General features: G+C 65.9%; 36 protein-coding genes. 1 reads left to right on the top strand and 35 read right to left on the bottom strand.

The genetic code is table 11. The features are described 5' to 3' along the window. Positions 1-2: 2 nt before the first annotated feature. The 16 genes from ABD140_RS35395 to ABD140_RS35470 all read right to left on the bottom strand — a co-directional run bounded on the left by ABD140_RS35395 (position 3) and on the right by ABD140_RS35470 (position 7,093). A complete protein-coding gene (locus tag ABD140_RS35395) occupies positions 3-212 on the bottom strand; it encodes a hypothetical protein (RefSeq protein ID WP_344246533.1) in 210 nt (69 codons plus the stop codon). After that, positions 205-393 carry a hypothetical protein gene (locus ABD140_RS35400; protein ID WP_344246535.1) on the bottom strand — a complete coding sequence of 63 codons (189 nt, stop codon included), beginning with the start codon at positions 391-393 and terminating at the stop codon, positions 205-207. Before ABD140_RS35400 ends, ABD140_RS35395 begins: the two co-directional genes overlap by 8 nt. Next, positions 381-707 carry a hypothetical protein gene (locus tag ABD140_RS35405; protein ID WP_344246537.1) on the bottom strand — a complete coding sequence of 109 codons (327 nt, stop codon included), beginning with the start codon at positions 705-707 and terminating at the stop codon, positions 381-383. The genes ABD140_RS35400 and ABD140_RS35405 overlap by 13 nt, the downstream gene beginning before the upstream one ends. Beyond that, on the bottom strand, positions 704-877 hold the full coding sequence (locus tag ABD140_RS35410) for a DUF7187 family protein (RefSeq protein WP_344246539.1): 174 nt from the start codon (positions 875-877) through the stop codon (positions 704-706). The genes ABD140_RS35405 and ABD140_RS35410 overlap by 4 nt, the downstream gene beginning before the upstream one ends. Further along, positions 874-1,212: a hypothetical protein gene (locus ABD140_RS35415; protein ID WP_344246541.1), complete on the bottom strand. Its 339-nt coding sequence runs from the start codon at positions 1,210-1,212 to the stop codon at positions 874-876. The genes ABD140_RS35410 and ABD140_RS35415 overlap by 4 nt, the downstream gene beginning before the upstream one ends. Then, positions 1,209-1,817, bottom strand: a complete 609-nt coding sequence (locus ABD140_RS35420; protein WP_344246543.1) for a toprim domain-containing protein — start codon at positions 1,815-1,817, stop codon at positions 1,209-1,211. Before ABD140_RS35420 ends, ABD140_RS35415 begins: the two co-directional genes overlap by 4 nt. Beyond that, positions 1,711-2,130, bottom strand: coding sequence for a CHC2 zinc finger domain-containing protein (locus ABD140_RS35425; protein WP_344246545.1), 420 nt, complete (start codon positions 2,128-2,130; stop codon positions 1,711-1,713). The genes ABD140_RS35420 and ABD140_RS35425 overlap by 107 nt, the downstream gene beginning before the upstream one ends. Next, a complete protein-coding gene (locus ABD140_RS35430) occupies positions 2,127-2,255 on the bottom strand; it encodes a DUF7215 family protein (RefSeq protein ID WP_344246547.1) in 129 nt (42 codons plus the stop codon). The genes ABD140_RS35425 and ABD140_RS35430 overlap by 4 nt, the downstream gene beginning before the upstream one ends. Next, on the bottom strand, positions 2,252-2,626 hold the full coding sequence (locus ABD140_RS35435) for a hypothetical protein (protein WP_344246549.1): 375 nt from the start codon (positions 2,624-2,626) through the stop codon (positions 2,252-2,254). Before ABD140_RS35435 ends, ABD140_RS35430 begins: the two co-directional genes overlap by 4 nt. 14 nt (positions 2,627-2,640) lie before the next feature. Further along, positions 2,641-3,507 carry an AAA family ATPase gene (locus ABD140_RS35440; RefSeq protein WP_344246551.1) on the bottom strand — a complete coding sequence of 289 codons (867 nt, stop codon included), beginning with the start codon at positions 3,505-3,507 and terminating at the stop codon, positions 2,641-2,643. Continuing rightward, a complete protein-coding gene (locus ABD140_RS35445) occupies positions 3,501-3,896 on the bottom strand; it encodes a deoxycytidylate deaminase (RefSeq protein ID WP_344246553.1) in 396 nt (131 codons plus the stop codon). Before ABD140_RS35445 ends, ABD140_RS35440 begins: the two co-directional genes overlap by 7 nt. Before the next feature lie 69 nt (positions 3,897-3,965). Further along, the gene (locus tag ABD140_RS35450; RefSeq protein WP_344246555.1) at positions 3,966-4,403 is read right to left on the bottom strand and encodes a hypothetical protein; all 438 of its coding nucleotides are present in this window, start codon (positions 4,401-4,403) and stop codon (positions 3,966-3,968) included. A gap of 52 nt (positions 4,404-4,455) precedes the next feature. Next, complete coding sequence (locus ABD140_RS35455) at positions 4,456-4,956, bottom strand: hypothetical protein (protein WP_344246557.1); 501 nt, start codon at positions 4,954-4,956, stop codon at positions 4,456-4,458. 102 nt (positions 4,957-5,058) lie between these two features. Further along, positions 5,059-5,910 (bottom strand): hypothetical protein, encoded by an 852-nt coding sequence (locus ABD140_RS35460; protein ID WP_344246559.1) that lies wholly within the window; start codon positions 5,908-5,910, stop codon positions 5,059-5,061. A 95-nt stretch (positions 5,911-6,005) separates the two neighbouring features. After that, the gene (locus ABD140_RS35465) at positions 6,006-6,383 is read right to left on the bottom strand and encodes a hypothetical protein (protein WP_344246561.1); all 378 of its coding nucleotides are present in this window, start codon (positions 6,381-6,383) and stop codon (positions 6,006-6,008) included. A gap of 257 nt (positions 6,384-6,640) precedes the next feature. Next, the gene (locus ABD140_RS35470) at positions 6,641-7,093 is read right to left on the bottom strand and encodes a hypothetical protein (protein ID WP_344246563.1); all 453 of its coding nucleotides are present in this window, start codon (positions 7,091-7,093) and stop codon (positions 6,641-6,643) included. A gap of 98 nt (positions 7,094-7,191) precedes the next feature. Here ABD140_RS35470 and ABD140_RS35475 point away from each other — a divergent pair, with 98 nt between their 5' ends. Further along, entirely contained in the window at positions 7,192-7,518 is a 327-nt protein-coding gene (locus ABD140_RS35475; RefSeq protein WP_344246565.1) for a hypothetical protein, read from the top strand. A gap of 46 nt (positions 7,519-7,564) precedes the next feature. Here the strand turns inward: ABD140_RS35475 and ABD140_RS35480 are convergent, their stop codons facing one another. From ABD140_RS35480 to ABD140_RS35570, 19 genes are all read right to left on the bottom strand, one after another. Further along, positions 7,565-7,771: a DUF7439 family protein gene (locus ABD140_RS35480; protein WP_344246567.1), complete on the bottom strand. Its 207-nt coding sequence runs from the start codon at positions 7,769-7,771 to the stop codon at positions 7,565-7,567. Continuing rightward, positions 7,768-8,661: a peptidoglycan-binding domain-containing protein gene (locus ABD140_RS35485; protein WP_344246569.1), complete on the bottom strand. Its 894-nt coding sequence runs from the start codon at positions 8,659-8,661 to the stop codon at positions 7,768-7,770. The genes ABD140_RS35480 and ABD140_RS35485 overlap by 4 nt, the downstream gene beginning before the upstream one ends. Beyond that, complete coding sequence (locus ABD140_RS35490) at positions 8,658-9,002, bottom strand: DUF2746 domain-containing protein (RefSeq protein WP_344246571.1); 345 nt, start codon at positions 9,000-9,002, stop codon at positions 8,658-8,660. Before ABD140_RS35490 ends, ABD140_RS35485 begins: the two co-directional genes overlap by 4 nt. Next, on the bottom strand, positions 8,999-9,856 hold the full coding sequence (locus ABD140_RS35495; RefSeq protein WP_344246573.1) for a hypothetical protein: 858 nt from the start codon (positions 9,854-9,856) through the stop codon (positions 8,999-9,001). The genes ABD140_RS35490 and ABD140_RS35495 overlap by 4 nt, the downstream gene beginning before the upstream one ends. A gap of 61 nt (positions 9,857-9,917) precedes the next feature. After that, on the bottom strand, positions 9,918-11,864 hold the full coding sequence (locus tag ABD140_RS35500; protein ID WP_344246575.1) for a siphovirus ReqiPepy6 Gp37-like family protein: 1,947 nt from the start codon (positions 11,862-11,864) through the stop codon (positions 9,918-9,920). Continuing rightward, positions 11,865-12,725, bottom strand: a complete 861-nt coding sequence (locus ABD140_RS35505; protein ID WP_344246577.1) for a phage tail family protein — start codon at positions 12,723-12,725, stop codon at positions 11,865-11,867. Continuing rightward, positions 12,726-16,817, bottom strand: coding sequence for a hypothetical protein (locus ABD140_RS35510; RefSeq protein WP_344246579.1), 4,092 nt, complete (start codon positions 16,815-16,817; stop codon positions 12,726-12,728). Positions 16,818-16,820: 3 nt separating this feature from the next. Further along, positions 16,821-17,201, bottom strand: coding sequence for a hypothetical protein (locus ABD140_RS35515; protein WP_344246581.1), 381 nt, complete (start codon positions 17,199-17,201; stop codon positions 16,821-16,823). 14 nt (positions 17,202-17,215) lie between these two features. Beyond that, entirely contained in the window at positions 17,216-17,542 is a 327-nt protein-coding gene (locus ABD140_RS35520) for a phage tail assembly protein (protein WP_344246583.1), read from the bottom strand. Between the two features lie 129 nt (positions 17,543-17,671). After that, on the bottom strand, positions 17,672-18,409 hold the full coding sequence (locus ABD140_RS35525; protein WP_344246585.1) for a phage tail tube protein: 738 nt from the start codon (positions 18,407-18,409) through the stop codon (positions 17,672-17,674). A 12-nt stretch (positions 18,410-18,421) separates the two neighbouring features. Continuing rightward, positions 18,422-18,916: a hypothetical protein gene (locus ABD140_RS35530; protein ID WP_344246587.1), complete on the bottom strand. Its 495-nt coding sequence runs from the start codon at positions 18,914-18,916 to the stop codon at positions 18,422-18,424. After that, positions 18,917-19,276 (bottom strand): DUF5403 family protein, encoded by a 360-nt coding sequence (locus tag ABD140_RS35535; RefSeq protein ID WP_344246589.1) that lies wholly within the window; start codon positions 19,274-19,276, stop codon positions 18,917-18,919. Next, positions 19,276-19,611: a hypothetical protein gene (locus tag ABD140_RS35540; RefSeq protein ID WP_344246591.1), complete on the bottom strand. Its 336-nt coding sequence runs from the start codon at positions 19,609-19,611 to the stop codon at positions 19,276-19,278. The genes ABD140_RS35535 and ABD140_RS35540 overlap by 1 nt, the downstream gene beginning before the upstream one ends. Then, positions 19,608-20,063, bottom strand: a complete 456-nt coding sequence (locus ABD140_RS35545) for a hypothetical protein (protein WP_344246593.1) — start codon at positions 20,061-20,063, stop codon at positions 19,608-19,610. Before ABD140_RS35545 ends, ABD140_RS35540 begins: the two co-directional genes overlap by 4 nt. 66 nt (positions 20,064-20,129) lie before the next feature. Then, the gene (locus ABD140_RS35550) at positions 20,130-21,185 is read right to left on the bottom strand and encodes a hypothetical protein (protein WP_344246595.1); all 1,056 of its coding nucleotides are present in this window, start codon (positions 21,183-21,185) and stop codon (positions 20,130-20,132) included. A gap of 75 nt (positions 21,186-21,260) precedes the next feature. Then, entirely contained in the window at positions 21,261-21,773 is a 513-nt protein-coding gene (locus ABD140_RS35555; RefSeq protein WP_344246597.1) for a hypothetical protein, read from the bottom strand. After that, positions 21,774-22,862 carry a VG15 protein gene (locus ABD140_RS35560; protein WP_344246599.1) on the bottom strand — a complete coding sequence of 363 codons (1,089 nt, stop codon included), beginning with the start codon at positions 22,860-22,862 and terminating at the stop codon, positions 21,774-21,776. It abuts the gene before it with no gap. Beyond that, positions 22,859-24,289, bottom strand: coding sequence for a phage portal protein (locus tag ABD140_RS35565; RefSeq protein WP_344246601.1), 1,431 nt, complete (start codon positions 24,287-24,289; stop codon positions 22,859-22,861). The genes ABD140_RS35560 and ABD140_RS35565 overlap by 4 nt, the downstream gene beginning before the upstream one ends. A 35-nt stretch (positions 24,290-24,324) precedes the next feature. Then, positions 24,325-25,596, bottom strand: a complete 1,272-nt coding sequence (locus ABD140_RS35570) for a terminase (RefSeq protein WP_344246603.1) — start codon at positions 25,594-25,596, stop codon at positions 24,325-24,327. Positions 25,597-25,705 lie beyond the last annotated feature (109 nt).

Genomic DNA, 25,705 nt, shown 5'->3' on the forward strand with positions numbered 1-25,705 from the left:
AGTTACACACTCTCTTCCTGGCGAAGGGCTCGCCGGTAGGTCCGGATCGTCGTGGCGGACACGTCGTGTCCGTACTTGCGCAGCAGGTTGGCCAGCCAGTCCGCGGAGGTCTCGCCCACCAGGTGGGGGGCAAGGGCCTCACGCTCTGACGGACTCAGCGCCCCCCAGATGGCCAGCAGGGAGGGGCCGGGGGCACCGGGTAGGTCACTCAACCGGAACCACCTTGACGACCTCGATCTCCTCGTACTTGAACGGGGAATCGGTGATCTCGGTCCCGAAGTAGGCGAGGAACGTCACGTCAACGTCCTCGTAGTGGTTGAACTGGGCGAGGATGAACTCGCCTCGTTCGGCGTCGAAGACCTGCACCAGGTCACCGTGCTTCAGTCCAGACACTCGGCCTCCTCGGGGTAGATGAGAGTGATCCCGCCGTCCAGCTCGGTCCAGCCGTGGGGGTTGAGGTACTCCGCCTCCCACGCCCGCACCCAGTACTGGCCAGGTCGGAGCCGGAACCGGTCGAAGCCAAGGAAGGATGGGGCCTGGTCGTCCTTCGGGACGAAGTAGGAGTCAGCCCCATCGAACGCCTCGTACATGGCCACGTCGCAGTCGACCCCGCCGTGCTGGTTCTCGCAGGCCGGCCCGTGCTCGATCACCACGAAGTTCTCGGTGACCGTGAGCCGGTGCGGCGCCCCGTAGATCGGGAGCCTCACTGCTCACCACCCACGTTCGGGGTCTCTCGGAACAACTGCTCGGCCAGGCAGAAGGCTTCCTCCTTGGAGAACCCCTCCTTCAGCAGGGCGCGGCGGAAGTCCCCCAGGATCGAGGCCATCCGCAGGATCATCATGTACGGGTCGTTCGAGACGTCTTCCTGTCCGCTCACCTGTCACCACCCAGGGACTCGGCGGCCAGCAGAGCGACCGCGGCGACATCGACCAGCACGTGACGGGCGCCCTCGGGCTCGTCGGAGGAGAGCGCCAGGTACAGGAGCGCCAGGAGGTGGGCGTCGTAACCGTCCTGGTTCTCGGCCAGGCGTCCGGCTCCACGCTCCGTCATGGCCTCGGCCCGCTCGGCGTAGTAATCCCGCCACGCCTTCGTGCTCCGGCCCCCGATCAGGGGCAGGTCGGTGCCGAGCAGCCCCTGGAAGTCGCGGTGCCGGTTGCGCAGTCGGGTGTAGGTCGGGTTCTGCTTGCGCGTCGTGCTCTTGGTCTCGGTCATGCGGCTTGCAGCTCCTTTCTGTAGCAGTCGTGAATGGCCTCAGCCCCTCCGGCCAGGTAGGTGTCGGTGACGTCGCCGACCCGCAGGCGCACACCCTTGGCGGTGCGCAGCGACCGGCAGATCTTCCGGGTGAAGTCGGCGCCTGCGTCGTCAGGGTCGCCCCACACCCACACTCGGGAGAACCCTGCGAGCATCCTTCGGTGCCTGCCCTTCCAGAGCTGGGCGCCGGGGATGGCGACGGCATGGAGACCGAGCATCGTGAGGATGATCGCGTCGAGTTCGCCTTCGCACACGTGGATCTCATCGCCCGCCCGGTGGATCGCCCCGATGTTGAACATGCGGGGCGGGTCGTCCGGGATGGACATGTACTTGCCGTGGAAGAAGTCCCGGTGGTTGTGCTCGACCAGGCAGCGGAACCGCACCGTCAGGGGGCGCCCGTTGCGGTCGAGGTAGGGGATGGCGAGGAAGCCGTGGAAGCGTTCGTGTCCGGGGTAGGGGTCAGCGACGACGCCAAGCCGGAACGTAGCCGCTACTTCCTTTCCGATCCCCCTTCCGAGCAGGTACTTTGCGGCCTCCAGCGAAACGGCTGCCTGATAGCTGCTCACCGCTTCCTCCAGCGCCTCCCGTTGCGAGGCCGAGAGAGGCTGCAAAAGATCTTGCTCCGGCAAAGTCGACCTCCTTCACTTTCATGATCAGCGTGTAACTGTCTCCTCCCTCGCCGCAGGAGTGGCAGCGCCACAGTCCCTTGTCGGTGTTGAAGGACATGGACGGGGTGTTGTCCTCGTGCAGCGGGCAGCGCGCCATACCGGCCGCCCGCATCGGGTCGTAGTCGACATCGAAGGCATCCATGACGGCGCCCAGGTCGGGCTTGTCGTCGTCACTGCCGAAGTCGCCCTCGTTGATCCGGTGGAACCTCACTCGCTCTCCCGGATGCCGAAGAACTCCTCGACCGCCAGGACCATCTCGTGGTCGCTCTCGGGATCGGCGAGGTAGTCGGCGAAGGAGGCAATGATGTCGAGGTAGGGCTTGATGCTCTCCCTCACTCGGGCTCCAGCCCGAAGTACTCCTCAACCGTGGTCAAGACGTACGACTGCCGCCAGCTCTTGCCGCGCCGCTTGACGATCGCGATGCCCCCGACCAGGTGGGGATCGAGGTTGCGGTGCTTGGCGAAGTTCGTCCGCTCCTGCTCGACCTCCTTGATGAACACGCTGGGCTCGAACTTGGCGTTCTTCGCCTCGATCACCAGGTACCTGGTCGGGCTGTAGCGGATGACCAGGTCACCCTCGTCCTCGACACCGGCCAGCCGAAGCCGCTCGATGTCGGACCCGTGCTCACGGAAGCCGTTCATCAGGGCCGTCTCGAACTCCGCGCCCTTGCGTCGGTTCCTCCTGTTCCTCGCTCCTGCATCAGTCACACTTACACTCCTCTCTATGCGGCCAGGGCGCCGGTCGGCGTCCACTGCTTGGTCACGGGGGCGGTCGGCGAAAGCCGAAGCTCCAGCTTCGAGAACCTGGTCACTTCCGGGTGGCAGCGCATCGTGGCGTAGCGCTGCGCCGTTGGGTCGCAGGCGCCCATGCGTTGCTTGATGACGGCGACCTTGTACTCCAGCGAGTGCGGGTCCAGGGCCACCGACAGGGACAGCTCGGGCTTCTCCGACAGGCCGCCCTTGACCTGGTCGCGCGAGGGCGGGTTCCAGGGGTTGGACTTGGCTTCCCATGCCTTATCGCTGGCGTGGTGCAGGATGATGACCGTCGCCCCGGTGGCTCGCGCCAGCTCGGTGGCGTTGGACATCACCGCCATCTGCTCGGTGTAGTCCGATTCCGCACCCTCGAAGTCCATGAGGTTGTCGAACACCACGACGGCCGGGTACTCGTCCCACAGCTCGATCCACGCCTCAAGCTCCTCGTCCACGGCCTGCCAGGTGATGGGCGAGCCGAAGCTGAAGACGATGTTCGAGTCGGCCAGGGCCTTGAGGTAGCGCTGACGGTGCCGCCCGCCCGCCTTCATCCCCGCCTCGACCATCTCCGTCGTGTCCTCGGTGGCCATGGAAGCCAGGCGGGACGAGGCGGTGAAGGCCGACATGTCGGCGCTGAAATAGAGCGTGGGCAGGTTCATCTGCGCCACCCAGAAGAGGGCGAACCCCGACTTCTGCGTGCCGCTTCGGCCGGCGATCATGACGACCTCGCCGTGACGGGGTCGACAGCCGAGCGCATACAGCGCCTCGAACGCCTCGACCTTCGGCAGCTCGCGACCCGACTCGGCGTGCATGGACAGGGATCTGGCCGGGTTCAGCAAGGGAGGTCCCCCTTGATGACCAGGCGCCGGATGCCGCTCGACCGGATCAGGGTCGTGCAAGCGGGGCAGGGCGGGCGCGTAATGTAGAGCGTCGCTCCGGCCAGCTCGAAGGGGTCGGCATGGTAGATGGCGTTCGCTTCCGCGTGGATCGCGGCACAGTTGCCGTAGTCGCTATCGGGCGGACACTCCTCGCTCGTCAGCTTGCCGCGGGGGCAGTTGCCTTCCGAGGCGCAGCCGGGAATGCCCGAGGGCAGGCCGTTGTATCCCACGGCCAGCACCCGCCTGGTCCTGCTGAGCAGGACGGCACCCACCTGGGCGCGCGTGCAGTCGGCTCGGGTCGCGACCACTTCGGCCATGGCCAGTGCCCACTCGTCCCACGAAGGACGCACTCTTTCTCCTCTCTGTCGGGGGAAGGGGGTGGCCCGAAGGCCACCCCTAGTCACACTTACACAGCTTGATCAGTCGAAGTCGGGCGCGGCGGCCAGGGCAGCCTCCGCGGCGGCGTCGCGACGGGAGGCGTAGGCGACGATCCCCTGACGGATCGACGGGTCGGTGATCTGTCGCCACACCCACGCCGGGTGAGCGCCCGGCTTGCGCGGGGGGATCTGGTCCAGGGTCACGATGGTCGCACCACTGACGACGGTCTCCAGGTCTCGGGCGAGGACGGTCTGCTCGATCCGCTGACCCTTGGCGACCTGCGGGGTGCCGTTGAGGAGATCCTCCGCGGTGCGGAAGACCGTCACGTCACACAGCGCGCTGTTCTTGGGGCCGTTGGGGGTCGGCCTGTTGGCCTCGTAGGAGTGGACCTCGATCAGGATCGCGTGAGCGCCCTTGTTGTCGGCGGGCTTGAACCAGCCGCCGCCCTGGACCGGAATGTCGACGAGGTTGAGAGCCAAAGTAAGTCCTCCTTTGATCGGTTTTTCGATGATGGGTGTTCGGTGGTGCGGGTTACCGAAGGGACTTGCCCCTGGCCTTCCATGCGGCCAGTACGGACGAGTCGGCGAACATGGCCTGGTTCTCGGCCCATAGCTTCTTCAGTCCTTCGACGGTCGTCTGCTTCTCGATCTCGCCGAGAATCCAGGCGTTGGGGTTGGGCGGCTCCGCGTTCGGGGCGGGGTCGGGGTCCCAGGGCGGATCGCTCTTGGCGGTGCCGGAGGCAGCCGCCCACGGGTCCGCGGGCTCGGGGCCGGAGGCCGGCTTGGCCTCGGGCTGCGGGATGATGACCCCGCCGAGCTGGGAGCGGATCAGGTCCAGGGCCTGGGCGGTGCGGGTGGCGTTGACGACCACCTCGTTCAGGGGGAGTCCCTCGACGCTCTCGCGTGGCATCCCGAAGTACTCGATGATGTCCTCGCGGATCTGCTGGGGCGTTCCCTCGAAGACGGCGCAAGGCTCGTCCTCTTCCTTGCCGTACTTGATCGTGACGCTGACGGACCTTCGGTTTTCGCTCATGCGCTCGACCTCCCCTCTCTTGTCTCTCTCAGGTGGCGTACTCCCTTGGTAGGGTGTGTTACTTGGGGCGGCGCCCCGTTGTGTAAGTACAAGTTACACACTTTAGGCGGCAGATGCAAGCCCATCTTCTGTGGCCTGGCTCACAAAGGGCCTCATGGCGTCGCGCACGCTGCGCATCTTGCGGATCTGGAGCGCCAGGCTGGCGGCCTGCCACCCAAGCTCAAGGTCCACCCAGTGCAGGGTGCAGGTCGACGAGCCAGCAGGCAGGTGGATGATGATCCCCCACTTCTGACTGACCGGAGGCAGGTCGGTGTACGCCTGCGCCGCCTCCTCGGCGGAGAACTTTGTCTTCTTCCAGGCTGCGAACTGCTTCCTGTCGTTCACGTCGACCGGGAACTTCGTGAAGTCGTACACCTTGCCCCGGCTGTAGACGGCGAGCTGACTGGCCATCTTCAGCGTGCCGTACGCGACGGACCCGGTCTTCAGGTCGGCGATGAACCGGCCCTCGATCGGCAGCCCCCACGGGTCGGGGCCGGAGTACCAGGCCGTTCGGTCGAACGTCCCCGCCGTGCCCAGCTCATTGACCACGACGAACGTCTCGATGCGCTCCATGCGCAGGTTGACGGTACCCATCATGTAGGCGGCCATGTCGTCGAGGTCGGCGGCCGACGTACCGGCAGGCAGCGGCTCACCGCGGTCGACGTGCTCGCTCAGCAGGTGGAGGTGGGTTCCCTTCTCCCGCTTGGTGTTCGCCCCGGCTGCGTCACTTACACGCTCGGCCAGATCGTTGAGCGTGCGCTTGTCCTCGGGGTTCTCCAGGTCGAGGCCGCGGGCCTGCTCCAGGAGGTGGGGGTTCTGGGCGGCGCCGACCAGGACGGTGCGCTGCTTCCAGTTGATGATGTTGCTCTTGTCTTCGATGCAGTCGATGAAGGTCGTCGTGCGAGTGTGGGGCACGGGTCGACCGCCGGACTCCGGCACGACGAGGGGGCGACCCCATCCGTCTCGGGGGACCTGGGGGGCGGGGGTGGGGAGATTGACCAGGGTCAAGGTCAAGGGACGGCCTCCTGTTGTTTGGGGCGAATGGGTAGGTAGGGGGTGATGGGGAGTCTCTGAGGAGGGGCAATGCCGTGCGAGCCCGCCCTGTACTTGGGGCGAGGCGTCACCCTGTCGTGGACGAGGTAGATGCGTACCGATCCGTCGTCGAGCAGGTCGGGCTCGCACTCGTCCTCACTGATCGGTACCAGGCCGACGAGTCGCAGGGACCGGAGGATCTCTCTCAGCTCGGACGGCCGGTAGCCGGGGCTGGCGATGATGTGGTAGTCGTGCGCGTGACTGTCCAAGCGGAGGTGGATCTTTCCGTCCGCAGAATCAAGCTCCGCCTGGACCTCCATAGCCAAAGGCTGGAGGATCATGCGCCTGTAAGGCATGGCAACACGGCTCCCTTCGTGTGTGTAACTTGTACCTCATGGGGGATGGTTGTATCCCACCAGCGAGTGCCCTGTCAAGGGCTGGAGCGTGCGCTCTGTGCGTGAATGTCGTGCTCGCGGGGGGTGGCCGGATAAGTCTTGCATGAACGGAGTGTTAACTGACCCGTTGAACAGTAAAGTATCCTTTACCGATAGTAAACCCTTATAAAAGAAAAGACCCCCGATAGCCGAACGCCATTCGGGGGTCGCGACCTTGATCAGTCCTTGTTGGGCCGCTTGGTCGTCTTCTGCTTGGGCTTGCGGATGATGTCATTGTCCTCTGGGGTACGCGGAACATAGAAGAAGCCGTCCTCGGTCTCGGGGTCGTAGTGAACCACGACACCCTCCTCTTCCAGCATCTTCTTCCAGCTTGCCAGCCGGGTGCTCTCGTTCTCCTTCAGCTCCTTGCCCGCACGGCGCCGGCCTTCGGCCCGCAGCATCGCGATCGGGTAGAGCCAACGGTGCTCCTCCTTCACCTCCCAAGGGATCAGCTCGTCATCGCGCACGATGCGACGCTCAAGCCCTCGACGGCGACGGAAATTACTCCATAGGGATGGGACGGTCTCGATGTTGTACTTGCGCTTGTACTCCTCAACCATCCACTGATAGGTCCGTCCCTCCTCGAACCACCGGATAACCTCGGACTCGTCTTGGATCTTGCGAGCCCCCATGCAACCCCCTGTCCTGTCTGGTTGTCTATATTGGATCTACAGTTGCACGTTCTAAGACACACTGTCAAACGTTCTCGCGCAGAGAGGAAGGGTCTGAGGTGGAGGTCACTGTCATAGTGTGCGACGTCTGCAAGCGCCGGGAGGTGCCCGCGAAGCGGTACACCCTCTCCTGTGATGACGGTCGGGAGGTCGTCTTTGACAGGTGTACCGACGACGCCGGAGCGCTCGAAGCCCTCTTGCCGAACAAGCAGGCCGCAGCTCCAGAGGCTAGCACCTCGAAGCAAGGGGAACCGGTGCCGCCCCCGGCAAAACCCCAGGTCAGGACACCTGACGCCAAGGAGGCGAAGAAGACGAAGAGGCGGAGGGGGACCGCCCGGTTCGCGACCCTGGACGAGATCGAGGCGATGAAGAAGAAGGACGCCTGAGACGACGAAGGAGCCCCGCCAGCCACAAGGCCAGCGGGGCTTTGTCTTACTCGGCGGTCTCGCCGTTGGGCTGGGCGTAGACACCCAGCGCGGTCAGCGCGTTGATCACGACGGCGACCTCGGGCTGATCCCCGGCTACCAGCACGGCGACACCGGCCAGCGCGCCGACCGCGGCGACCACGGCCTTGGCCTTGGGCCGCAGCTTGGCGGGCAGCAGGGGAAGGATCAGGGAGATGGGCTTCTTCTGGCTCACTTGGCCTCCTTCTGAAGGGCGATGAACCCCTCGGGGGTGATCCGCTTCGGGCGGAGTCTCTTCTTGTGTTCGGGGTGCTTGGCGTGAAACTTGGCCACTGCGCCCTGCGTGGCCGGGCCGTAGTAGTCGGTCACGGCCCCCTTGATCGGGCCATAACCGGCTTCGACCAGGAGCTGCTGGAGCACCTTGACCTGCGGGTGCCGAGCGCCGGGCTTGACCTTCGGGTCGAGTGCGGCGGGCTTGGCCGCGGGCTTCGGCTTGGGCTTGACCAGGGCTGCGGCCATCCCCAGCACCTCCTCGATCGGGAAGTTGCCGGGGTCTCCATGGGAGTTCTCGGGCACGTGCTGGTGCCCCGCCCACCCGCGGAAGATCCGCCACTGGGCCGCGGTCAGGCGTGTAGCTGTCGCACCGTAAGACCTCGGGTAGGGCAGGAACCGCAGCCCGGACTTCAGCGGGATGCCGTGCTCGGTCTTCAGCCAGGTCATCAGCTCGGCCAGGTCCCGCAGCGCCCACTCGGGCGCGTCCGGCCAGTAGATGTGTGAGTATCCGGCCCTGGCCCACTTCGCGTGAGTGGCCGGGTCGCAGGTACCGACCAGCTCGATCTGGAACACGTTCGCGGTGTTGGTCTCCACGCCTCCGGCCGCGTTCACCAGGGCTCGCGCGGAGCGGTCGACGTTGAAGTGCTGGCGGAACTCCAGCTTCTTGGCCGAGAAGTTCGGCCGCGCGGTGATCGTCGGAGCGACGCCTCCGCCCGAGTAGCTCGGCCAGCCGGTTCCCTCGGTGGTGTGGACGATCCCGACGTTCACCTCCATGGCGGCGCCGGGATACCTCCCGCCGTACCACTGAGTCTTGGCGTCGGCCTTCGGATAGATCTGCTTGCCCTTGCTCACGGACGAGCCTCCTTCACGTGCTGAATGTGGTCGTCGAGCCGCTCGGCCACAGCCAGCCGCTCTCGTCTTTCGTGTGCGATCTCCTCGCGCAGGCCGCGCAGCTCGCGGCCGTGCTGGTGCTGTCCGTCCAGGAGGCGGTCCAGGCTCTCGATCACCCGGTCGAGGTCGTCGCGCAAGTTCGTGTCGTGGTCGTTGGAGACCTGGTCACGGACCTCGCTCATCGTCTGCTTCTGCCTGCGCAGCAGCTCGACGATCACGCCGGTCAGGGCCACGGTGACGGCGCCGGCGGCGGTGATCAGGGGTCCTTGTGCGCTGGGCTCAAGGGCGAGGAAGTGGATCACGCGCCGCCCTCCGGCTCGGGAGTCTCCAGCGCCTCGACGCGCGCCTCCAGTGCCACGGCATCCGTCTCCAGCGTCTCGACGCGGGCCGCTACCGATCCGGCGCCCGTCTCCAGCGCGGCGATGCGCGCGGCCAGAGCGTCGATCTGGGTCTGGAGTTCGGCGTGGGTGTGGGCCGCGGGAGGGAAGGCGGTCGGCTTATCGGTGATGCCGTCCCAGCCGTGGGTGTGCGAGCTGGGCGGGTAGGTCTCCGGCTTGCCGGACAGGTTTCCCCAGCTCGCGGTGCCGAACTCCTGCCACTCGCTCCCGTTCCAGAATTCCCATTTATTCGTTGAGAGGTTCCGGCCGAGCTTGCCCACACGCGGGCTCGGCGGGCGCGTCGCGTTGTACCAGACGCCCGTTCGGTGTCCGGCCCAGGACCGAAGGTCGGTGATGTGGGACTGGTCGGCGTAGTTGTAGTTCGATCCCATCCACACGTCGGCCAGGGGCAGCTCGAAGATCCCGGTTTCCGTCTGGGTCAGCGCGGGCCGTCCGGCGTTGGGGGAGCCGACGATCCGTACCAGGGTGATCTGGTTCAGCGACGGGTCGAGCCGCAGCACATACAGGTCGTTGCGCCAGGAGTTGAGCGCCATTGGCGGGGTGATGACCTGGGTCTCGGTCGACTCGTAGATGTGACCTCGGATGAACGCCCGTCCGGGCAGGATGCTGATGTCGCGGTTCGAGCCGTTGGCCACGACCCGCAGGGAGGTCGACCAGACCGAGTTCGTGATGCCGGAATCCTGGAACTCCGAGAACAGCTTCGTGTACTGGGCCTCGGTAGCGACCTGGCCGTCGAACGGGTAGGAGGTGATTGCCACAGAGTCTCCTTCCTGTGGAATGACAAAGGCCCCCACGAGGGGGGGCCTGAAGACGGAGGGGTCAGATGGCTGCGCCGACGTCCTCGACGGCCAGGTTGGAGGTGCCGATGGCGAGGATGCGCACCTGCCCGTAGGCGCCTGCGTCGCGGTTGGCCTGAAGGGAGATGCCGATGTGCAGAGGGCCGGCCGCAGGGCCGTTGATGAAGAACTCGCAGCTCACGCCCATGGCGGTATCGGAGTTCTCGTGGAATGCCGTCACCTGGAATACGCCTGCGGAGGGCGAGCCGATGAAGGCCGCGCCGCCCTCGTTGTAGCGACAGGTGATGAATCCGGCGGTCTTGGCCACGCGAGTGCCGTCACCCGTGGCGTTGGCGTCCATCGCTCCGGCTCGCAACGTGACCTTGTAACAGCGGTTCGCCTCGGCCTGGAAGTTCGTCCGATAGATGATCGTCTCGTTGTTGCCGATGTAGTCCGAGGCCGTGATGTTCTGGAGCGCCTTGATCCCGCGGGCCACGTTGGTGTTGCCGAAGGGCACCACGTTCCAGGGACCCCAGCCGCTGGCGTTGCCGCCACGGAACCACTCCTCATGAGCCGTGCCCGGAGGGTGGGCCTTGGTCCATCGCTGCGTGGCGTCGCCTCCACCGGGCTGCCGGTGGGTGACCACGAAGCCCCACATTCCCCCGAAGCCCCATCCGCCCGCGGTCGCGTCCGTGGCGTTGAGATAGAGGAGGGATGTTCCCTCGGGCCAGTTCCCGGTGGGGGTGCCCTGGTTCCACTGAAGGACGCCTCCCGCATCACGGGCGTTGAGGATCAGGCCCGCCGCGTTGCTCGGCTCGACAGTGCGCTCCAGGTTGGAGACGCGATCCTCGGTGGACTGAATCCGCTTGGTGACCACGGCGTCAGGGTCGAAGCCTGAGGCGTCGCCGAGTTCGGCGCCGAGCCGCAGCCCGCCCTCGTCGGCCTTGAGGACCATCCCGGTGACGATGCTCGCCAGCTCCTGGCCCTCGACGACGACCGTCACACGGTCGCCCAAATGCCAGTCCTTACCGAACTGCATGTGCGGATAGTCGACATCCTCGACGGTGACGCCTCGCGCGGCCACGCCGGTCTTACCGGCTTCAGCCAGGGCTTCGGTGCCGGCCTGGGTCAGCTCGGCGTCGGTGGTCTCCTCGTTGGAGCGGGCATCGACGAAGGTCTCGATGCGCCTACCCCAGGACGACGAGGCCGCGATGGAGTCCGCAGTCGTCACAATCTTGAAGGCCCGGTTCTCGCTCTCTCCGTCACCACCGACGATCGCGTGGGTCGCGGCAGGGGCCGAGATCGCGACGCGCTGTTCGGAGAGGGTTCCGTTCCATACGTCGAGCCGGATGAACTTCGTGCGATCCGCGCCGAGGTAGGTCTCGAAGACCAGGTTCGTGCCCTGCTGGATGACCCGGAAGCCGAGCGAGGTACCCGCGACGATCTCCGAACACAGGGTGCCGAGCTGAACGAACCGAGCCGACTTGGTGACGGACGGGCCGCGGAACCCATTGGCACCCATGATGAGCCTGGAGTTCCGCCGCTCGGCCGGGGCGCCTGGTCCCACGTTTGCGTTGACGTAGGCGTGCATCAAGCTTTCGGCGCCAGCGGTGCGCGTGTCGTAGGCGGCGCCCTGTGCGTGGGGGTTGACGTTCCACGGCTCGGGCCAGGCGAGCATGTCGGACAGGATGATCGAGTCCGACACACCCTTGAAGGTGACGCTGCCGGTGGGGTCCGCGGTCGTCGCCGCATACTCCGGCTCGACCGTAGGCCCGGAGAAGAGGACCCCGCTCGGACCCGTGACGATCAGGCCCGAGCCGGGGGCTCGCAGGTAGGGGGTCATCGGATGCTCGATCGGAAGGCTCAGCTCCCACGACCCGACGTTGTTGAACTTGTCCTCGACCTGGAGGTTGAGGTCGTCCGGGGGGATCTGCCCCATGCGCTTCAGGTTCTTGTCACGGACCTCGACGGTGATGTCCAAGAGGTTCACTCAGATCACCATCCAATTCCGCGTCTGCCATGAGCACAGGATTCGCGAGTTCGCCGAGCCCTCTTCGAGGACGGCCTTGGCGGTCGAGCCGCCAGGCGGCACGGTCCAGAACTTGGGAGCCGCGGCGAGCAGGTCGTAGCGGTTGACCCCGGTGGAGTCCCACACTCGGGTCGTCCGGGTGTCGAGGTAGAGGACTTTGCCTGCCTCCAGTGAGCCCTCCCAGCGCAGCACCTCGCCGCCCCAGGAAGTGGCCTGGAAGTTCTTGCCAGGGCCGTGGACCTCCCACAGCGGGAAGGCGTGCGCGTCCCCGGTGTTCTCCCAGGTGATGTCTCCGGGCGCCTGCGCCGCGGTCATGGGGAGCTGCATGAAGTTCGAGACGAACGGGTTCGCCACCACCTGGACGCCGAGGATCTCGTACCGGTCGACCTTCGCGGACGTCCAGTAGGGATCTCCAGAGCGCAGCGACAGGGTCAACTCCAGGTAGGTATCGGAGATCGTGTTCGCGCCGTAGGCGTAATCTCCCCCGCCCGAGCGGACGACCTTCGTCGTCCATTCCGAAGCGTCGCTCTGCACCATCCGCAAGGTGCATTCGTGTGAGAGCATCCGAGACAGGCGAGAGACGCTGTCCATCAGGTCGGCCCTGTTGCGGCCGACAATCTTCAGAGGAATGTCGATATCGCGCGGGAGGGCGCGGGTGCCGCGATACTTCGCGCCATCACCCGCACCTTCCAGCCAACGGGGAGAGACAGGGGGGAGGCCCAGCCCGGTAGTTCCGGGCTGAGCCTGAATGCCGTACCCCTGCTCCTCGACCGCGTTCAGGGACAGGGAGTCCCATTGGCTTTCGAGGATCAGTTTCGCCACTTACCACCCCTTCATTCGTGCTCGTCCGGCGGCGCGGAAAAGCTCCTCCTCCGCAGAGAGGGACTTGTTCGGTGCCGCGTAGTAGTTGAGGACATTGGTGTTTCCGTCGCCCCTTGCGGGGGTCGCGGCACTGGCGAGTCGACTACTCACCGCAGCGGTCTTGCTGTTCGAGCCCGTGGTCGCCCCGGTCACCTGCTTGACGGCAGGAACCTGAAGCTCCGTCTTTCCCAGCTCCTTGCTGAATGCGGTGAGGGACTTGCGGATGCTGTCGTATCCGGACTCGATTCCGACCAGAATTCCCTTGGACATCAGCTTGCCGCCGTTGACCATTTCCTTCACGGGAAGGGCGTTGGCCATCTTCGTCTTCTGCTTGTCCATGCCGGAAACGAAGTCGTCGCTGATCTCCGCCGTGGCCACGACGAACTTCGACTTCTTGGTCTTGATGCCGAGCGCCTTGCGAATCGCCTCGACCATGGCCTCGGCAATCTTCACCATCTGCGCCTCGATCTTGTCGGCGTATTGCTGAAGACCCTTGACCAATCCCTCCGCCATCCGGATGCCGTTGTCGTACATCACCGAGGCGGCGGTCTTACCGACCTGGCCGGCTGCCTGACCCAGCTCCTCTTGGAGCTTGTTGATCTGATCGACTCCAGCCTGACCGGCATTGAGGATTTCCTCGGCCGCCTTCAGGCCCTCTTCGCCGCCCTTTTGCACCAACTGATCGAAGGTGACCTCATTGAGGCCGAGCCTCTGGAGCTGTGCCAGAACGGCAGAGAACTTCCGGGCCTGGTCGCGGGCCTCGGCCAGCTTCTCGATCATTCCCGCGAAGGTGATTTCCTCAAGGTCTGTCACGTCAGCCGCGGATATGATCTCGTCCCTGATGGACTTCGCATACTCCCGCGCCTCTTCGCGCAGCGCCTTCAGGTTCTCCTTGGCTTCCTTAAGCCGCTCGTTGTACTTCTCCCAGTGCTTAAGGAGGGCGGCCAGATCCTTCGCGTCGCCCTTCAGGCTCTGGCGAAGGTTCTTGTTCGCGACCTTCGGGATCAGGTCCGTCAGTTCCTTGAGCTTCTTTTCGACATTGCTGAACTGAGACTCAAGGCCCTTGATCAGACCCTTCATGATGGCCTTACCGGTCGCGTAGAGCAGGACCTTGTCCTTGCTCATCGGACCCTTCCAGTCCGGCAGCTTGTCGGTGATCCAGTCGAGGACGCCTTCAAGCTTTCCGAGCATGGACCTGATGCCGTTGATCAGACCTTCGATGACGGCCTTGCCGGCACCGATGAGCGCCCCAGCGAATCGCGCGTGAAGCGCCATGATCTTGCCGGGCAGGGTCTTCACGAAGTTGATAACTCCAGTGACACCCTTGGAGACGGCCGACGTAACCGCATTCCACGCCGCGGTCGTCGCCGTCCTGATGGCATTCCAGGCAGCGGTGAACAGGCTCCGAAGCTGGTTCATCATCGTCCTCGGAGCGAGGACCAGAGCGCGAAGCCAGTTGTCGAAGTTGTTCTTGATGCCATTCCAGGCGGCGGTGAACGCGGCCTTGATGGCATTCCATCCAGCCTTGAATAGGTTCCCGAGGGCCTTGAGCGCAGTGCCCGCGACCTTCAGGATTCCGATGTTCAGGACCGTCCGGAAGACACCGGCGATCATGTTCCAGATGCCGTTAAAGACCTGCCAGACGCCATCCCAGACCGCGCCCCAGTCCGAGCCGAAGTTGCTGATGATCTGCCAGAGACCCTGGAAGACACCGATGACACCCTCGATCACCTGGGCGATGCCGTTGATCGCGCCGACCAAGGCGCCGAGGATGAACTCCGCGAGCCACTCCAGCACGGGGGCGAGGACCGGCATCAGGAAGTTGACGAGCGCCTGGAACGCCGAGAGCAGGGGCATGAGCTGCGCGACCAGGTTGGACAGCGCCTCGCCCAGCTTCGGCAGGATCGCGGCCAGGACGTTGCCGAGCACCTCGACGACAGGCCCGAGGACCGCGCCGAGGATCGAGCCGAGCATCGTCACCAGTGGGCCGAGCGCGGTCGCCACGGTGCCGAGCGCCGCGCCCAGGATGGGCAGGACCGGAGCCAGGCCGGAGACCAGCGTCGTCACCAGCGGAGCCACAGCTGCAACCAGCGTGCCGAACAACTGCGCAATGGGAGGGAGCAGCGCACCCAGTAGGCCGAACGCCCCGCCGAGCAGTGTGCCCACGACGGGCACGAGCTGGGCGATGACCGGAGCCAGCGCGGTGAACGCGGTCGTCAGCGTCCCGCCGAGGAGCTGGATGATCGGAATGAGCTGAGGGGCCAGCGCCGCGAACGCGGTAGCCAGCGGGGTCAGTGCTGCCGCCAGGAGCGGGCCGACCGTACCGGCGAATGCGCCGATGACCTGAAGCAGGGCGCCGAACGCAAGGCCGACCGGCTCCATCGCGGGAGCCAGCGCGGAGACCGCGGTCTGAATCCCGTTGATCATGGACTTGACGCCCTCGGACACTTCCGGCTGAGCCAGCGCCGAGGCGATCGCCTCCAGCGCCGTACCGATCACGTCGCCGATCTGCGGGAGGGTGTCGGTCAGGAGCTGCCCGAAGACCTTGAAGAAGTTCTCGACAGCCGGGCCGCTCTGCGTGGCGATGTTGTTCATCGACTGGTGCGCGGCGGCCAGCACATCGGTCAGTCCGGCCTGGAAGGAGGGGGAGTCGACAACCGCGTGGAGCCGCTCCAGGGTGTCGGCCATGTGGCCGAGCGAGGAGCCGCCTGCGGCCTCGGCCGCACGAGCCAGGCCAGCGAAGATCCCGCCGAGGTTGGCGATGACCGAGCCGAGTTCCTTCAGGTTGGCCAGGCCGGTTTCGATCCACTGCTCAAGGCGCCCGTCCGCGTCGGCCTGGGACAGGAAGGCGTCGAAGCGCTCGGAGATGTCGACGAACCACTGCGCGAGCCGAGGCAGGTAGGAGGTACCGACCTTGCCGAAGGTGGCGATGATCCCCGCGAAGGCATCGGTGCCCTGTGTGGCGACCTTGATGGACTCCGAAAGGTCGGTGAACATCTGCGCGAGGAGGGGGTCAAGTGCGCCCTTGAGGCTGGTGGCAAAGGCTCCGAAGAAGGCGCCGGCCTCGGTGCTGACCTTGGCCAGCCCCTGGGAGAACTTCGGCAGGAGCCCATCGACCAGCTCGCCGATCGGTCCCTTGGCCTTCTCCCAGAAGTTGTCAGAGATGATCGTGCGGAGCTGCGAGAGCTGCGTCTTGACCTGCGGAAGAACCTTGTTGAAGTCGGCCAGCGCGACGATGGTCGCGCCCAGACCGACCGCCATGCCTCCGAGGAGACCGGGCAGCAGGAGGGCTAGCGGGCCGATCTGCGCGAGGCTCGACGACAAGGCGAACAGGTTGCTCGCCGCCGTCAGCGCCCATCCGGCCAGACCGGCGATCGCCAGGGTCAGGGTGCCGATGATGGGGACGGTCTTGTCGAGGTTGCGCAGGACGTTGCCGAGCCGCTCGAAGGTCTGATGCAACACTCGCGCGCCCGACAGGGCGGCCAGGGCAGTGGCGACCTTGGCAGCCGCCGCATTGTTCAGCCGAGGGATGATGTTGACCGTGCGCGGGCGAGTCAGCACCGACAGGCGAGCGCTCACGGCCGCGCCCGCACCGTTGACCATCTCGACCATGACGCCGACCGTCAGCGGGGAGATGTCGTCTCGCCAGTCCTCCAGGTCTTTCTTCGCCTTGTCGAGGCTGGCCGGGTCGACCTTGAGGTTGACGTCGCCCGTGACCTCGACGTCGCTCAGGCGCAGCCGTAGGCCGTTCGACTGGGCCGAGTTCTGGAGGTCGCGGACGGCATCGCGGATCATGGCGTCCTTGCCCGCGGTGCTGATCGTGGTGTAGATCCGGATCTTCCGGGAGGCCATCGTCTTGTTCTTGGCGTTGATCTCCCGGATGCCCTCCAGGAGTTCCTTCGTCGCCCCGAACATGTCGGCCGTCGTCTGCACCGTGGCTTCGAGAACTCGCTCGATCTTGTTGAGTTCCTTCTGCGCCTCTTCGCGGAAGTCGCTGGTGTCCGGCAGAACCTTGATGGATATTCGGCCGACCGTCTGTCCGGAAGGAGCCATGGATTACCTCCGAGTGAAGCGCTTGTAGAGATCGGCCACGGACGTGCGCGTGGAGCCCTTGGCCTTCTCGGCCTTCTTGGTCTTGGCCTTTGGTCTCGGATACAGGGGGATGTCGGGCGGACCCTTCTTGCCCCACTGCCCGGCGGCCCTGGTGAGGAGATTCAGCGCGTCGTACAGATCGGCGAGCATGTGCCGGTCGACGCCCCATCCGAAGTACCTGCGACCACCCGCCATGAGGGCGACGGTCAGCGAGGTGTCGGGCAGCCTCTGCGCCAGCAGGAGGACCAGGGAGGGGGCAGGCCCCCGACCCGCTACGACCTCACGGAGGTCGATTCCGTAATGGAACAGCAGGTCGGGATACAGGCCCTCACCGTAGTCGTCCACGAGCTGGGCGAGGCTCAGGCTTCCCCCACCTGGGCGCCCTTGTTGTACGCCTCGATCACGGAGACGAGCACCGCCAGGTCACCGCCGACCTCCTCCAGGAGCTTCTCGGCGGAAGGCTTGTACTCGGCGACGAGGCGGATGATGTTGGCGAGTTCCTCTTCCTGGTCGGCGTCCTCGGCGTTGAGCCCGCCGAGCTTGTCGGTCAGGCTGGCGCGCGTCTCCTTGTCCAGACGCAGCGGGTTCAGCAGGCGGACGATCGTGCCGTCCGACAGCTCGATCTCAGTGGCGCCGTACTTCGCGTCGGCGGCCTCACGGAAAGCGTCGAGAGTGAACTTGGCCATGGGGTGCGAACCTCCTTGGTAGGTGGGGGAATCAGGGGCGCGGACCTTCGGAAGGGGTGGAGCCCCCGGTGCGCAGGAGGTCCGCAACACTTACGCACCGGGGGGGTCTTGTTACAGTTACACAGACGATCAGGCGGGGAGGCCCGCCGCCCAGAGGGTGCCGCTCCAGTGGGCCATGGAGCCGTCGCCGAGCACCACGTGCTCGCCCTCGGCCCAGGCGCTGTTCGGAGTGGCGGTGATGCCGGTCATTGCGGCCAGGTTCGCCGGGAGAGAGGCGGAGACCGGGCTGAAGTAACCGGGCTCGCCCGCGGTCGCGCCGGTCGCAGCCACGCCCAGCGGGGTGACGGCGTAAGTCCAGGCCGCACCGTTGTAGGCCAGCGGCTTCACGCCCAGGGGCAGACCAGCGAGGCTCTCGGTGTCGGACATGGACATGTCGTCCGAGCGGTAGATCTCCGACTTGGGCGAGTAGAACGCGAAGTGGTTATCACCATCGACGAAGACGGCGAGGAACGCGCACTCGGTGGGCTCCGGCTCGGCCGGGACGCCGATCGTCCCGTCCGGCAGTTCGGGGGCGTTCTGGCCGAAGTACAGCTTGAGCGCGGGCTTGTCGAACTGCTGCAACACGAAGGTCATAGTCTCCGTCCGCGCGCTGTACTTGGTGCGCAGGGACTTGTTCTGGAGCGTACCGATCGTGGTCGCCTCGCCGCCCTCGGAGGTGATCGAGAAGATGTCCTCCAGCGAGGTGTGGCCGACGTTGGTCCACGGGGAGGGCGGGTTCAGGATGTTGGCCGGCAGCGCGGTGCCGGTGGGGGCGGTCAGGTAGTTGCCACTACCGATGACCAGAGTGGCGCTGTCGTTCACGGACACTAAGGCGTCTCCTTACTGGGGGTATGGGCGAGTCCGCGGCTTGCGGATCTCGATCTGGTATTTCGACTCGTAGCGCCAGACCCCCGTGGGGAGGTCGGCGTACTGCACTGGTCCGGTCGCGGTGGCCCAGTCGGTGACCCTTCGCGGAGCGGTGTGGACGTCCAGGCGGGTGATGTGACCTCGCCCGTGGACGACCTTCTGCGACAGCCAGGCGTCGCGGATCACGACCCTGGCGGCCTCGGACAGGATCGCTGCGTCCTCGTCCCCGTCCGGGTCTTCGCAGAAGCAATGAACGGCGATCAGCGCCGAGTCCAGGAATCGGTGGTCGCCTTCCCACTCGCCGAACGTGGGGTCGCGTCGGACGAGCACCAAGGGAAAATGCTGGTCCGCGGCGATCAGGGATCGCACCTGGATACCCGGCAGGCCATCGCGCAGGATCGCCAGCATCAGGTCTTCGACAGGCGACAGCTCGGCCAGCGCCTTGATCTCAGGAGGGAGTCCGGCCATCTACAGCACCACCTTGCCCTTGCGCTTGCGCGGCAGCCGGGAGGCGTCGGCGAGGATGTAGAGACCATCCATGTCGGACCAGGTGACGACCGTTCCGTCCGGCCTCTTCTTCGAGCCCGCCTTGCGGCCGTACTCGATCGACAGTGCGGCCTTGCGCCCGCGGTCGTCGCTGAGCGCGACGTACCAGTCGACGTCTCCGTGCAGGAGCAGGATCTCGGCGTGCTCGGCGAAGTGGTGCATGGCCAGGAGGTCTTCCGCTCGCTCGCTGATCTCCGTCGCGACCTCTTCGAGCTGCTCCTGGACGCCGTCTATCGTGGCGATGTGCTTGTTGAGCTTCTGTCTGCTCCGGTCCCACTCCATTAGGGCCGCTCCCGGATGTCGATCGACCAGTGCCGCGTCTTGCGGGTGCCGTGGTGGTAGGCGGGCGGGGTGACGACGTCCCACTGCGTGCCCATGGCCTCGACCCGAGACCACAGGCGTACGTCTTCCAGATCGGCGTCCACGATCATTCGGGTGATGTTGATCTGCTGCTGGCCGGGCACTTCGGCTCGCGCCGAGCGCTGGGGGACGAACGCCGCGCGCACCTTGTGGGGGCCGTCCGCATCCGCCACGACGACCTGGTTGCCGCGCCGGTCGGTGACGACCTTCGTCTTCCAGACCAAGACTTCCTGGCCTCGTCTGCGCTGTCTGCTCACCAGGGCTCCTCTTCGTCAGCGAAGAGGGGGAAGGCGTCGCCTCCGTAGTCGACGGGCACCAGGCCGGGACGGTGCCGGATCTTGCTGTTCCAGGCCGACACCTGCACACTGCCCAGGCCGGGCTTGCGCCCGCCGAGCCCTTCGAGAAGCTTGATCTCCTCGTCGGTGAAGTACACCGTTCCGGCGTTCTCGCCGGACGCATCGCTCCAGGCGAGCGTCTCGTCGCCAGCACGGGACTGGGTGTAGCCGTCAGGGTTGCGCATGTAGCGCACCGCGGCCTTCAGGACCAGGGTCCGCACCAGGCGGGGAACGTTCGTCTCGGGCCAGTCGCGCCCGTAGTGCGCGGCCAGGTCGGAGGCGTCCTCCAGTGCGGAGGCCGCGATCCTCTCCTCGTCAGCATCGAGCGTCCAGTCGAGGCGGGCCGTCAGTTCATCAAGGGTGGCGTACGCCAAGCGGTTCTCCTTTGCTCACGGGGAGGCAGGACAGGGTGCAAGTTGCACACCCTGCCCTGCGTTGGATCAGACGCCAGCGCCGTCAGCGGTGCCCTTGACCCCGGTGATCGAGGCCAGCTCCTGCTGTGCGGCGTCCGGGCCGTCCGGGTCCGGCAGCACGTCCGCGGTCGCGTCCAGGTCGAGCCGGATCGCGCGGACGAAGTGCTGGGTCTCGGAGACGAAGGACTGCTTGGTCACCTCGTCGCGGCCGACCAGGACGTCCTTGATGGTGTGGAACCCCTTGTAGGCGTTGACCACGGAGCGCTCAACCAGGTACTGGCTGTCGTAGTCGCGAATCCAGCGCAGCGCGATGCCGTTGTGGCTGGCGCCAGCACCGAACGGAACCGACTGCGGGACGCTCGGGGCCGCGGTCAGGAACACGAACGCGGAGGGGATCATCGCGATCGCGGTGTCCGAGGGCAGCTCGGTCGAGGTCACGATGTTGAAGCCGAAGCGCCGGCCGATGGTCGCCTCACGCAGTGCGGTGACGGCCTCGGCCTCACCCACGTTCTGGGCCAGGTTCAGCTCGTCGTCGCTCAGCAGGGCGTTCTCCCAACCGGAGCCGACCAGCAGGGTCCGCTGCTCCTTGGGCAGGCGGAACTTGTTCATGACCTCGCGGGCGCGGATCAGGGTCGAGCGCAGGCTCCGGTTGGAGACCGCGCCACCCAGGGTCACGTTGTAGGGGGCGGCGAGCAGGTGATCGACGGCCTCGTACTCCAGGCCGCGGCCAACGGCCTCGGTCTGCTTAGCCATCAGCTTGGCCCAGCCGGGAAGGTCGAACTCGGACTGCTCGTCGGTGAGCTTGACGGCGGAGTAGATGTCGCCGCCGAAGTTCAGCGCGTAGGTCCGCTCCGAGTACTCGTCGAAGACGATCGGGTTCGTGCGGTCGTTGCGCCACCCGTAGGTCCGGAAGGGCAGGGTCCCCTCGACCTTGACGTTGATGGCGTCGTTGCGAGCGCCCTTGAACTGGTCGACGCCCTCGCGCTGGAAGAGAGCCGGGACGACCAGCGACTCCTCCAGAGCGACCGCGGCAGTGGCCGCGATCTGCTCGGGCTTGACGACATCATGCGGGTTGTAAGCCACGTGTGTGTTTCTCCTTGTCGGTCAGAGATGGGGGCCTGGTCTCACTTACACACCAGGCCATCCGGTCAGGGTCGGTCAGTAGCGGCGACGCCGCGCCGCGCGGGCCACCTTGACCGGGTCGAAGTCGCCCTCGCTGTCGTCCGGGGTGAGGCCACCGCCAAGGGACTCAGGAGCGGCAGGGTTTACGAACTTCTGGAGCGCCTTCGCGTCGGCCTCCAGCTCGGCCTCGTCCGCACCTCGCAGGCGCGCGGCCAGCTCGTCGGGGAGGTCGTACTTGCGGGCGACCTTCTCGCGAAGGAGGGAGGTCTCCAGCTCGACGATGCGAGTGGACAGTTCCGCCCGAGCGGCCTCGAACTCCTCGACCGTCTTGGCGTTGGTCAGTGCGGCCTCAGCCTCGCGCAGCTTGGTCCGGTAGTTCGCGGCCTCGCCGCGGACCTTGGCCAGCTCCTTGCGCACCCACTCGGGAGCCTCGTCCTCGACGGACGGCTCCTTCTTCTCGGGCTCGCCGGGCTCGACCTTCTCGGTCGTCACCGCGGCTTCCTGGGTCGTGGGCTCGGTGGTCTCGGGGGTTTCGATCTGGTCGCTCACTTACGCCTCCTGGACGTTCGTAGTTCTTCGCCGCGCCTCCTGGGCTTCGGCCTTCTGTTGCTGGCGGATGTAGCGCCGCCACGCTGAAACGGCTGCCTTTCCAGACAGCCCCTTGGTGACCCGCGGCCACTCGTCGGAGTACCTCCGGCTCATGGCGAACAGGTCGGATTCGCGCCACTGCTCCCGGCTGAAAACCGGCATGGCGTAGCAATGGCAGTTGTCGTGATAGCGGTCGCCGTCCGCGAAGGTCGCGGACTTCTCGGACTTGTAGGCCGGGCCGCGGGAGATGAGCATCGCGCACCAACCGCACGGCGTTCCCGTGCGCGACAAGCGCACGTATCCGATCGCCTTCTGGTCCTTGTTCATGTGGGACCACAAGGTGGAGCGGGCGCCGTTCATCGCGACCCTCTCGGCCGCAGCGGCTTGCCTCGCTCCGGCTTCCTCGTGGGCTTCCTTGCGCGCGGCGTCTACGTCCTTGGCCGGCTTGTCGTTGCCGATCGCTTCGACTTTCTTCGCGAGGTTGTCGGTCCCGAGCGCCGCCAGGGCGACCCGCAACTCCCGTTCCGCTTCGCGTTCGATGCGTTCTTCTTCGGCTCGAAGGGCCTCGATCTCCTCGACCAGAATCCGGTCGAGATCGGCGTCCTCGTCCTCCTCCGGGGAGGGTGATTCGACCGCTCTCGCGGGCTCTGGTTCGGGTTGTGAGACCGCGGTTTCTTCGCCCTGTTCTTCCGGTTCCGGAGCGTCCTGCGCGGCCTCTCCGACCAGCTCCGCGAACTCCTCTCTCAGGTCCTGCAAGGAGACGTGTTCGGGCTCGGGATGGTAGGGGTCGGCGACCGTCGATCCGGTCACCAAGGCGCGCACCAATCGGTAGTAGGCACGCGCCAGATCGCGGCTTCTCCGCCGCCTTCCCATGACCAACGTGATGGCCCTGCGCAGCCACGAAGTTGCCGTGGATGCGCGGGCCTCGACCGGCACCGACTCCCAGAGTTTCAGTGCCTCCTCGACCGTCTTCGCACCGATCTGAGTGAGGGCGATCTGGAAGGCGACCGACGCCTCTTCGGCCTCTTGGTATCGGGCCGAATTCGTCACGCCGCGATCGCTTCCAGAGCGGGCTCGGGCTCAGGCGTCGCTCGTATGAGAGCGGTCGCGAGCTGGAGCTGTCCGTCGTCCTCCTCGCGCATCTGCTCCCAGTCGTCCAGCTCTGTTTGAGTGACTCCGGGAACCCTGCGCCAAAGGCCACGCTCGGGGATGTTGAGCTGTTCCTTCAGCTTGCCGAGGGCGTCGGCTGCCTGCGCCAAGCTGCGGGATTCCATGTCCCGCCAGATGACCTCACCGGCGAAGTCCTCCGCCGCGGAGGTGTCGCCTTCGAGTTCGGCGGCCAGGCGGAAGACCCGTTCCCAGCTCTCGCCGAACGCGGCCTTGAACTCGGCGATCTTCCGCGCGAGCGCGGTCTCCGCGGCCAGCAGAGCTTCGGCCGACAGGTTGGCGATCTGCCCGAGCAAGTGATGCGGCGGGGTCTGCGAGACCGCGGCCAGATGGCGGATCGACATGTCGATCGAGTCGATGAATCCGCCCAGCGGAGTCTCGTCCAAAGACCCGAACTTCACGTCGCTGTCTTCGGCGAAAAGGAACCGTCTCGCGTTGTGGTTCAGGGGCAGCGGCTTGGGCTGTCCGGCCTCGTCGAGAACCGGTTCGCCCGTCTCCGGATCGCGCTCGATCGGAGGCGCCATGCCGGTCACATACCGGACCTTGAACGACCCGTACGTCTGCGCGACGAGCAAGTCGAAGACGGTCTGGTTGATCCGATTCTGAAGGGCGATCATCGGCTCGATCACGCCGACCGTCCGACCCTCCAGGTCGATCACCGCGGCGAACCGCGTGACCGGGCATTCGCTCGCGCCGTGCCGCTTGCCCTTGCCGACCCGGACGCCATCCTCGTCCCACAGGGACTTGAAGGTCACCTCGTACTCGCTGCGGGTATCCCACATGCGGGCCTTGCCCAGCTCCTCGCCCTTCGGCCAGGAGATGACGGTCAATGCCGCATACGGGGTGTCGTCGTTCGCCGGGTCCTCGAAGAGGGCCGCGGTCTTCAGGGCACTCAGCCCCTTGGACTTCACGCCCCGGCTCGTCTTCTCCGTCAGCACGAAGGAATGGCCGAACTTCAGAGCACCGCGGTAGACCGCGGACTGGCGCGCATCCAGTCGGGAGCGCTGCCAGTGAGCCCACTCGATCGACCGACTTCCCTCGCCCCCGATGGGGATGCCGGCCTCGCCGATCGTGCCGCGCCGAAAGCCATCAACGTACAAAGCCTGAGCGGGCGTGTTGACGAGCAGGGGCATCCAGTTCGACACCGCGCGCCGGGCCAGCAGGCGGTACTCGTCATCCGCCTGGGGCGGCATGTACGGGTCGTCGTGCCTGCCGTTGTCGTAGTCGTCGATCCGCTTCAGTCGGTCGCCATCACGATGCAGGATGGCAAGGAGTTGCTTCGCCAGCGAGGCGGGCGATACGTCAGCCACACCACCACCACCCTTCTAGTCACAGTTACACACAGTCAGAGGAAGTAGCCGCGCCCAGTGCGGGCCTTCTGCCGCTTGCCGCGCGCCCGGAATTCGTAGAGGGCTTCATGCGCGAGCATCAGCGCCGCATAGGCGTCGACCTTGCGGGGTGAATCCGGGCTCTCCTTGCGGAAGGAGATGCCGTAGTTGTTCGTCGCGCGCCTCGCGTTCAAGGCGTGGCGGCGCAGGGTCAGGTCGCCGTCGTGGGCGAGCTTCTTGTCGAAGACCGAGCGCATCAGCCGCTCGTGCGCCAGCGTCGAGGTCTTCAGCGACGAGCGCATGTCCCAGCCGATCGAGTCCTTGCCGAGCGGCGACTTCACCGCCAGGCCCTCGCCGTAGGTCGCCGACCACTCCGAGATGTAGCTCTCCCACAAGGCAACGTCCGCAAAGAAGCCGAGCACCTTGAAGTTCCGGAAGGCGTCATGGACGGCCGAGTCGACAGCCTCGCGAGGCACGATCCAACCGTCGCCCTTGGAGCCGTCCGGCTTCTCCCAGACGCCCAACGGGAAGGCGCACATGTCCGAGACCCTGAGCGCGACCAGACAAGTCGCGTCATCGGTCTTGCCACCGTCGAAACCGAGGGTGATCTCGTCGCCCGGCTGGAGCGTTTTGGTCTCATCCCGAAGGACGTCCCACTCGGCCGGGCCGTACAGCGCATCCTCTTCGGCGACGATCTGATTCAGCCACATCCGACGCGACCGCGACGGGGCGATCGTCGTGTCCATGACGGACTGAATGATGGTCTCGACCTTCAGCCAGATCGCGTCCCCGCGGATCTTCGGAAGGACGATGCGAAGCGCCTCCGGAGTCAGCGGAGTCTTCGGGTGCGCCTCGATCGAGTCGTACAGAAAACCGACGTCGACCGCGCGCCCTTCGCGGATCTTCTCCCACGCCTCGCGCATCCGCTCGGCCACCGAGTCCTCGCCCGGCAGGTAAGCGTTCGTGATCGCCAGGTAGCGCGCATCCTTCTTGGTGGCGTTACCGTCGATCGTCTCGTACATCTTGTCGCCGTTGTTGCCGCGCACCCAGTGGTGGGTTTCGTTCAGCACCACGAAGGTGCTGCGTCCGCCTTCGAGCGCGCGGTACGACGAGGTCACGGCCTCAAGCCGTTGCCGCCCCCGGTTGGCTCGGATCAGCTCGGCGCCGGCCTTGATGCCGTACGTCTTGATCAGCTTGTCCGACATCAGGGACGGGAACAGGGTCATGGTGTTGCGGGTCTGGTCGCGCGAGACCGCGGCCACCTGGACCCACGCCTGCGGGTGAGCCATCCCGACCGGCTCGCCGGTCTTCGCATCCCAGTGTGATGTGCCCTGCCGATTCCGGACAGCTTATTTGCGGTTAGTTCACGCCGCGAGCTGCCGTTCGAGGTACTCGTTG

Origin of the sequence: Actinocorallia libanotica, assembly GCF_039525175.1 — a bacterium.
Taxonomy (GTDB): Bacteria; Actinomycetota; Actinomycetes; order Streptosporangiales; family Streptosporangiaceae; genus Actinocorallia; species Actinocorallia libanotica.

Coding starts and splice junctions, on each gene's coding strand:
- ABD140_RS35415 (WP_344246541.1), bottom strand. CDS start 1,212: ATGACCGAGACCAAGAGCACGACGCGCAAGCAGAACCCGACCTACACC.
- ABD140_RS35455 (WP_344246557.1), bottom strand. CDS start 4,956: ATGAGCGAAAACCGAAGGTCCGTCAGCGTCACGATCAAGTACGGCAAG.
- ABD140_RS35465 (WP_344246561.1), bottom strand. CDS start 6,383: ATGCCTTACAGGCGCATGATCCTCCAGCCTTTGGCTATGGAGGTCCAG.
- ABD140_RS35470 (WP_344246563.1), bottom strand. CDS start 7,093: ATGGGGGCTCGCAAGATCCAAGACGAGTCCGAGGTTATCCGGTGGTTC.
- ABD140_RS35510 (WP_344246579.1), bottom strand. CDS start 16,817: ATGGCTCCTTCCGGACAGACGGTCGGCCGAATATCCATCAAGGTTCTG.
- ABD140_RS35520 (WP_344246583.1), bottom strand. CDS start 17,542: ATGGCCAAGTTCACTCTCGACGCTTTCCGTGAGGCCGCCGACGCGAAG.
- ABD140_RS35530 (WP_344246587.1), bottom strand. CDS start 18,916: ATGGCCGGACTCCCTCCTGAGATCAAGGCGCTGGCCGAGCTGTCGCCT.
- ABD140_RS35535 (WP_344246589.1), bottom strand. CDS start 19,276: ATGGAGTGGGACCGGAGCAGACAGAAGCTCAACAAGCACATCGCCACG.
- ABD140_RS35570 (WP_344246603.1), bottom strand. CDS start 25,596: ATGGCTCACCCGCAGGCGTGGGTCCAGGTGGCCGCGGTCTCGCGCGAC.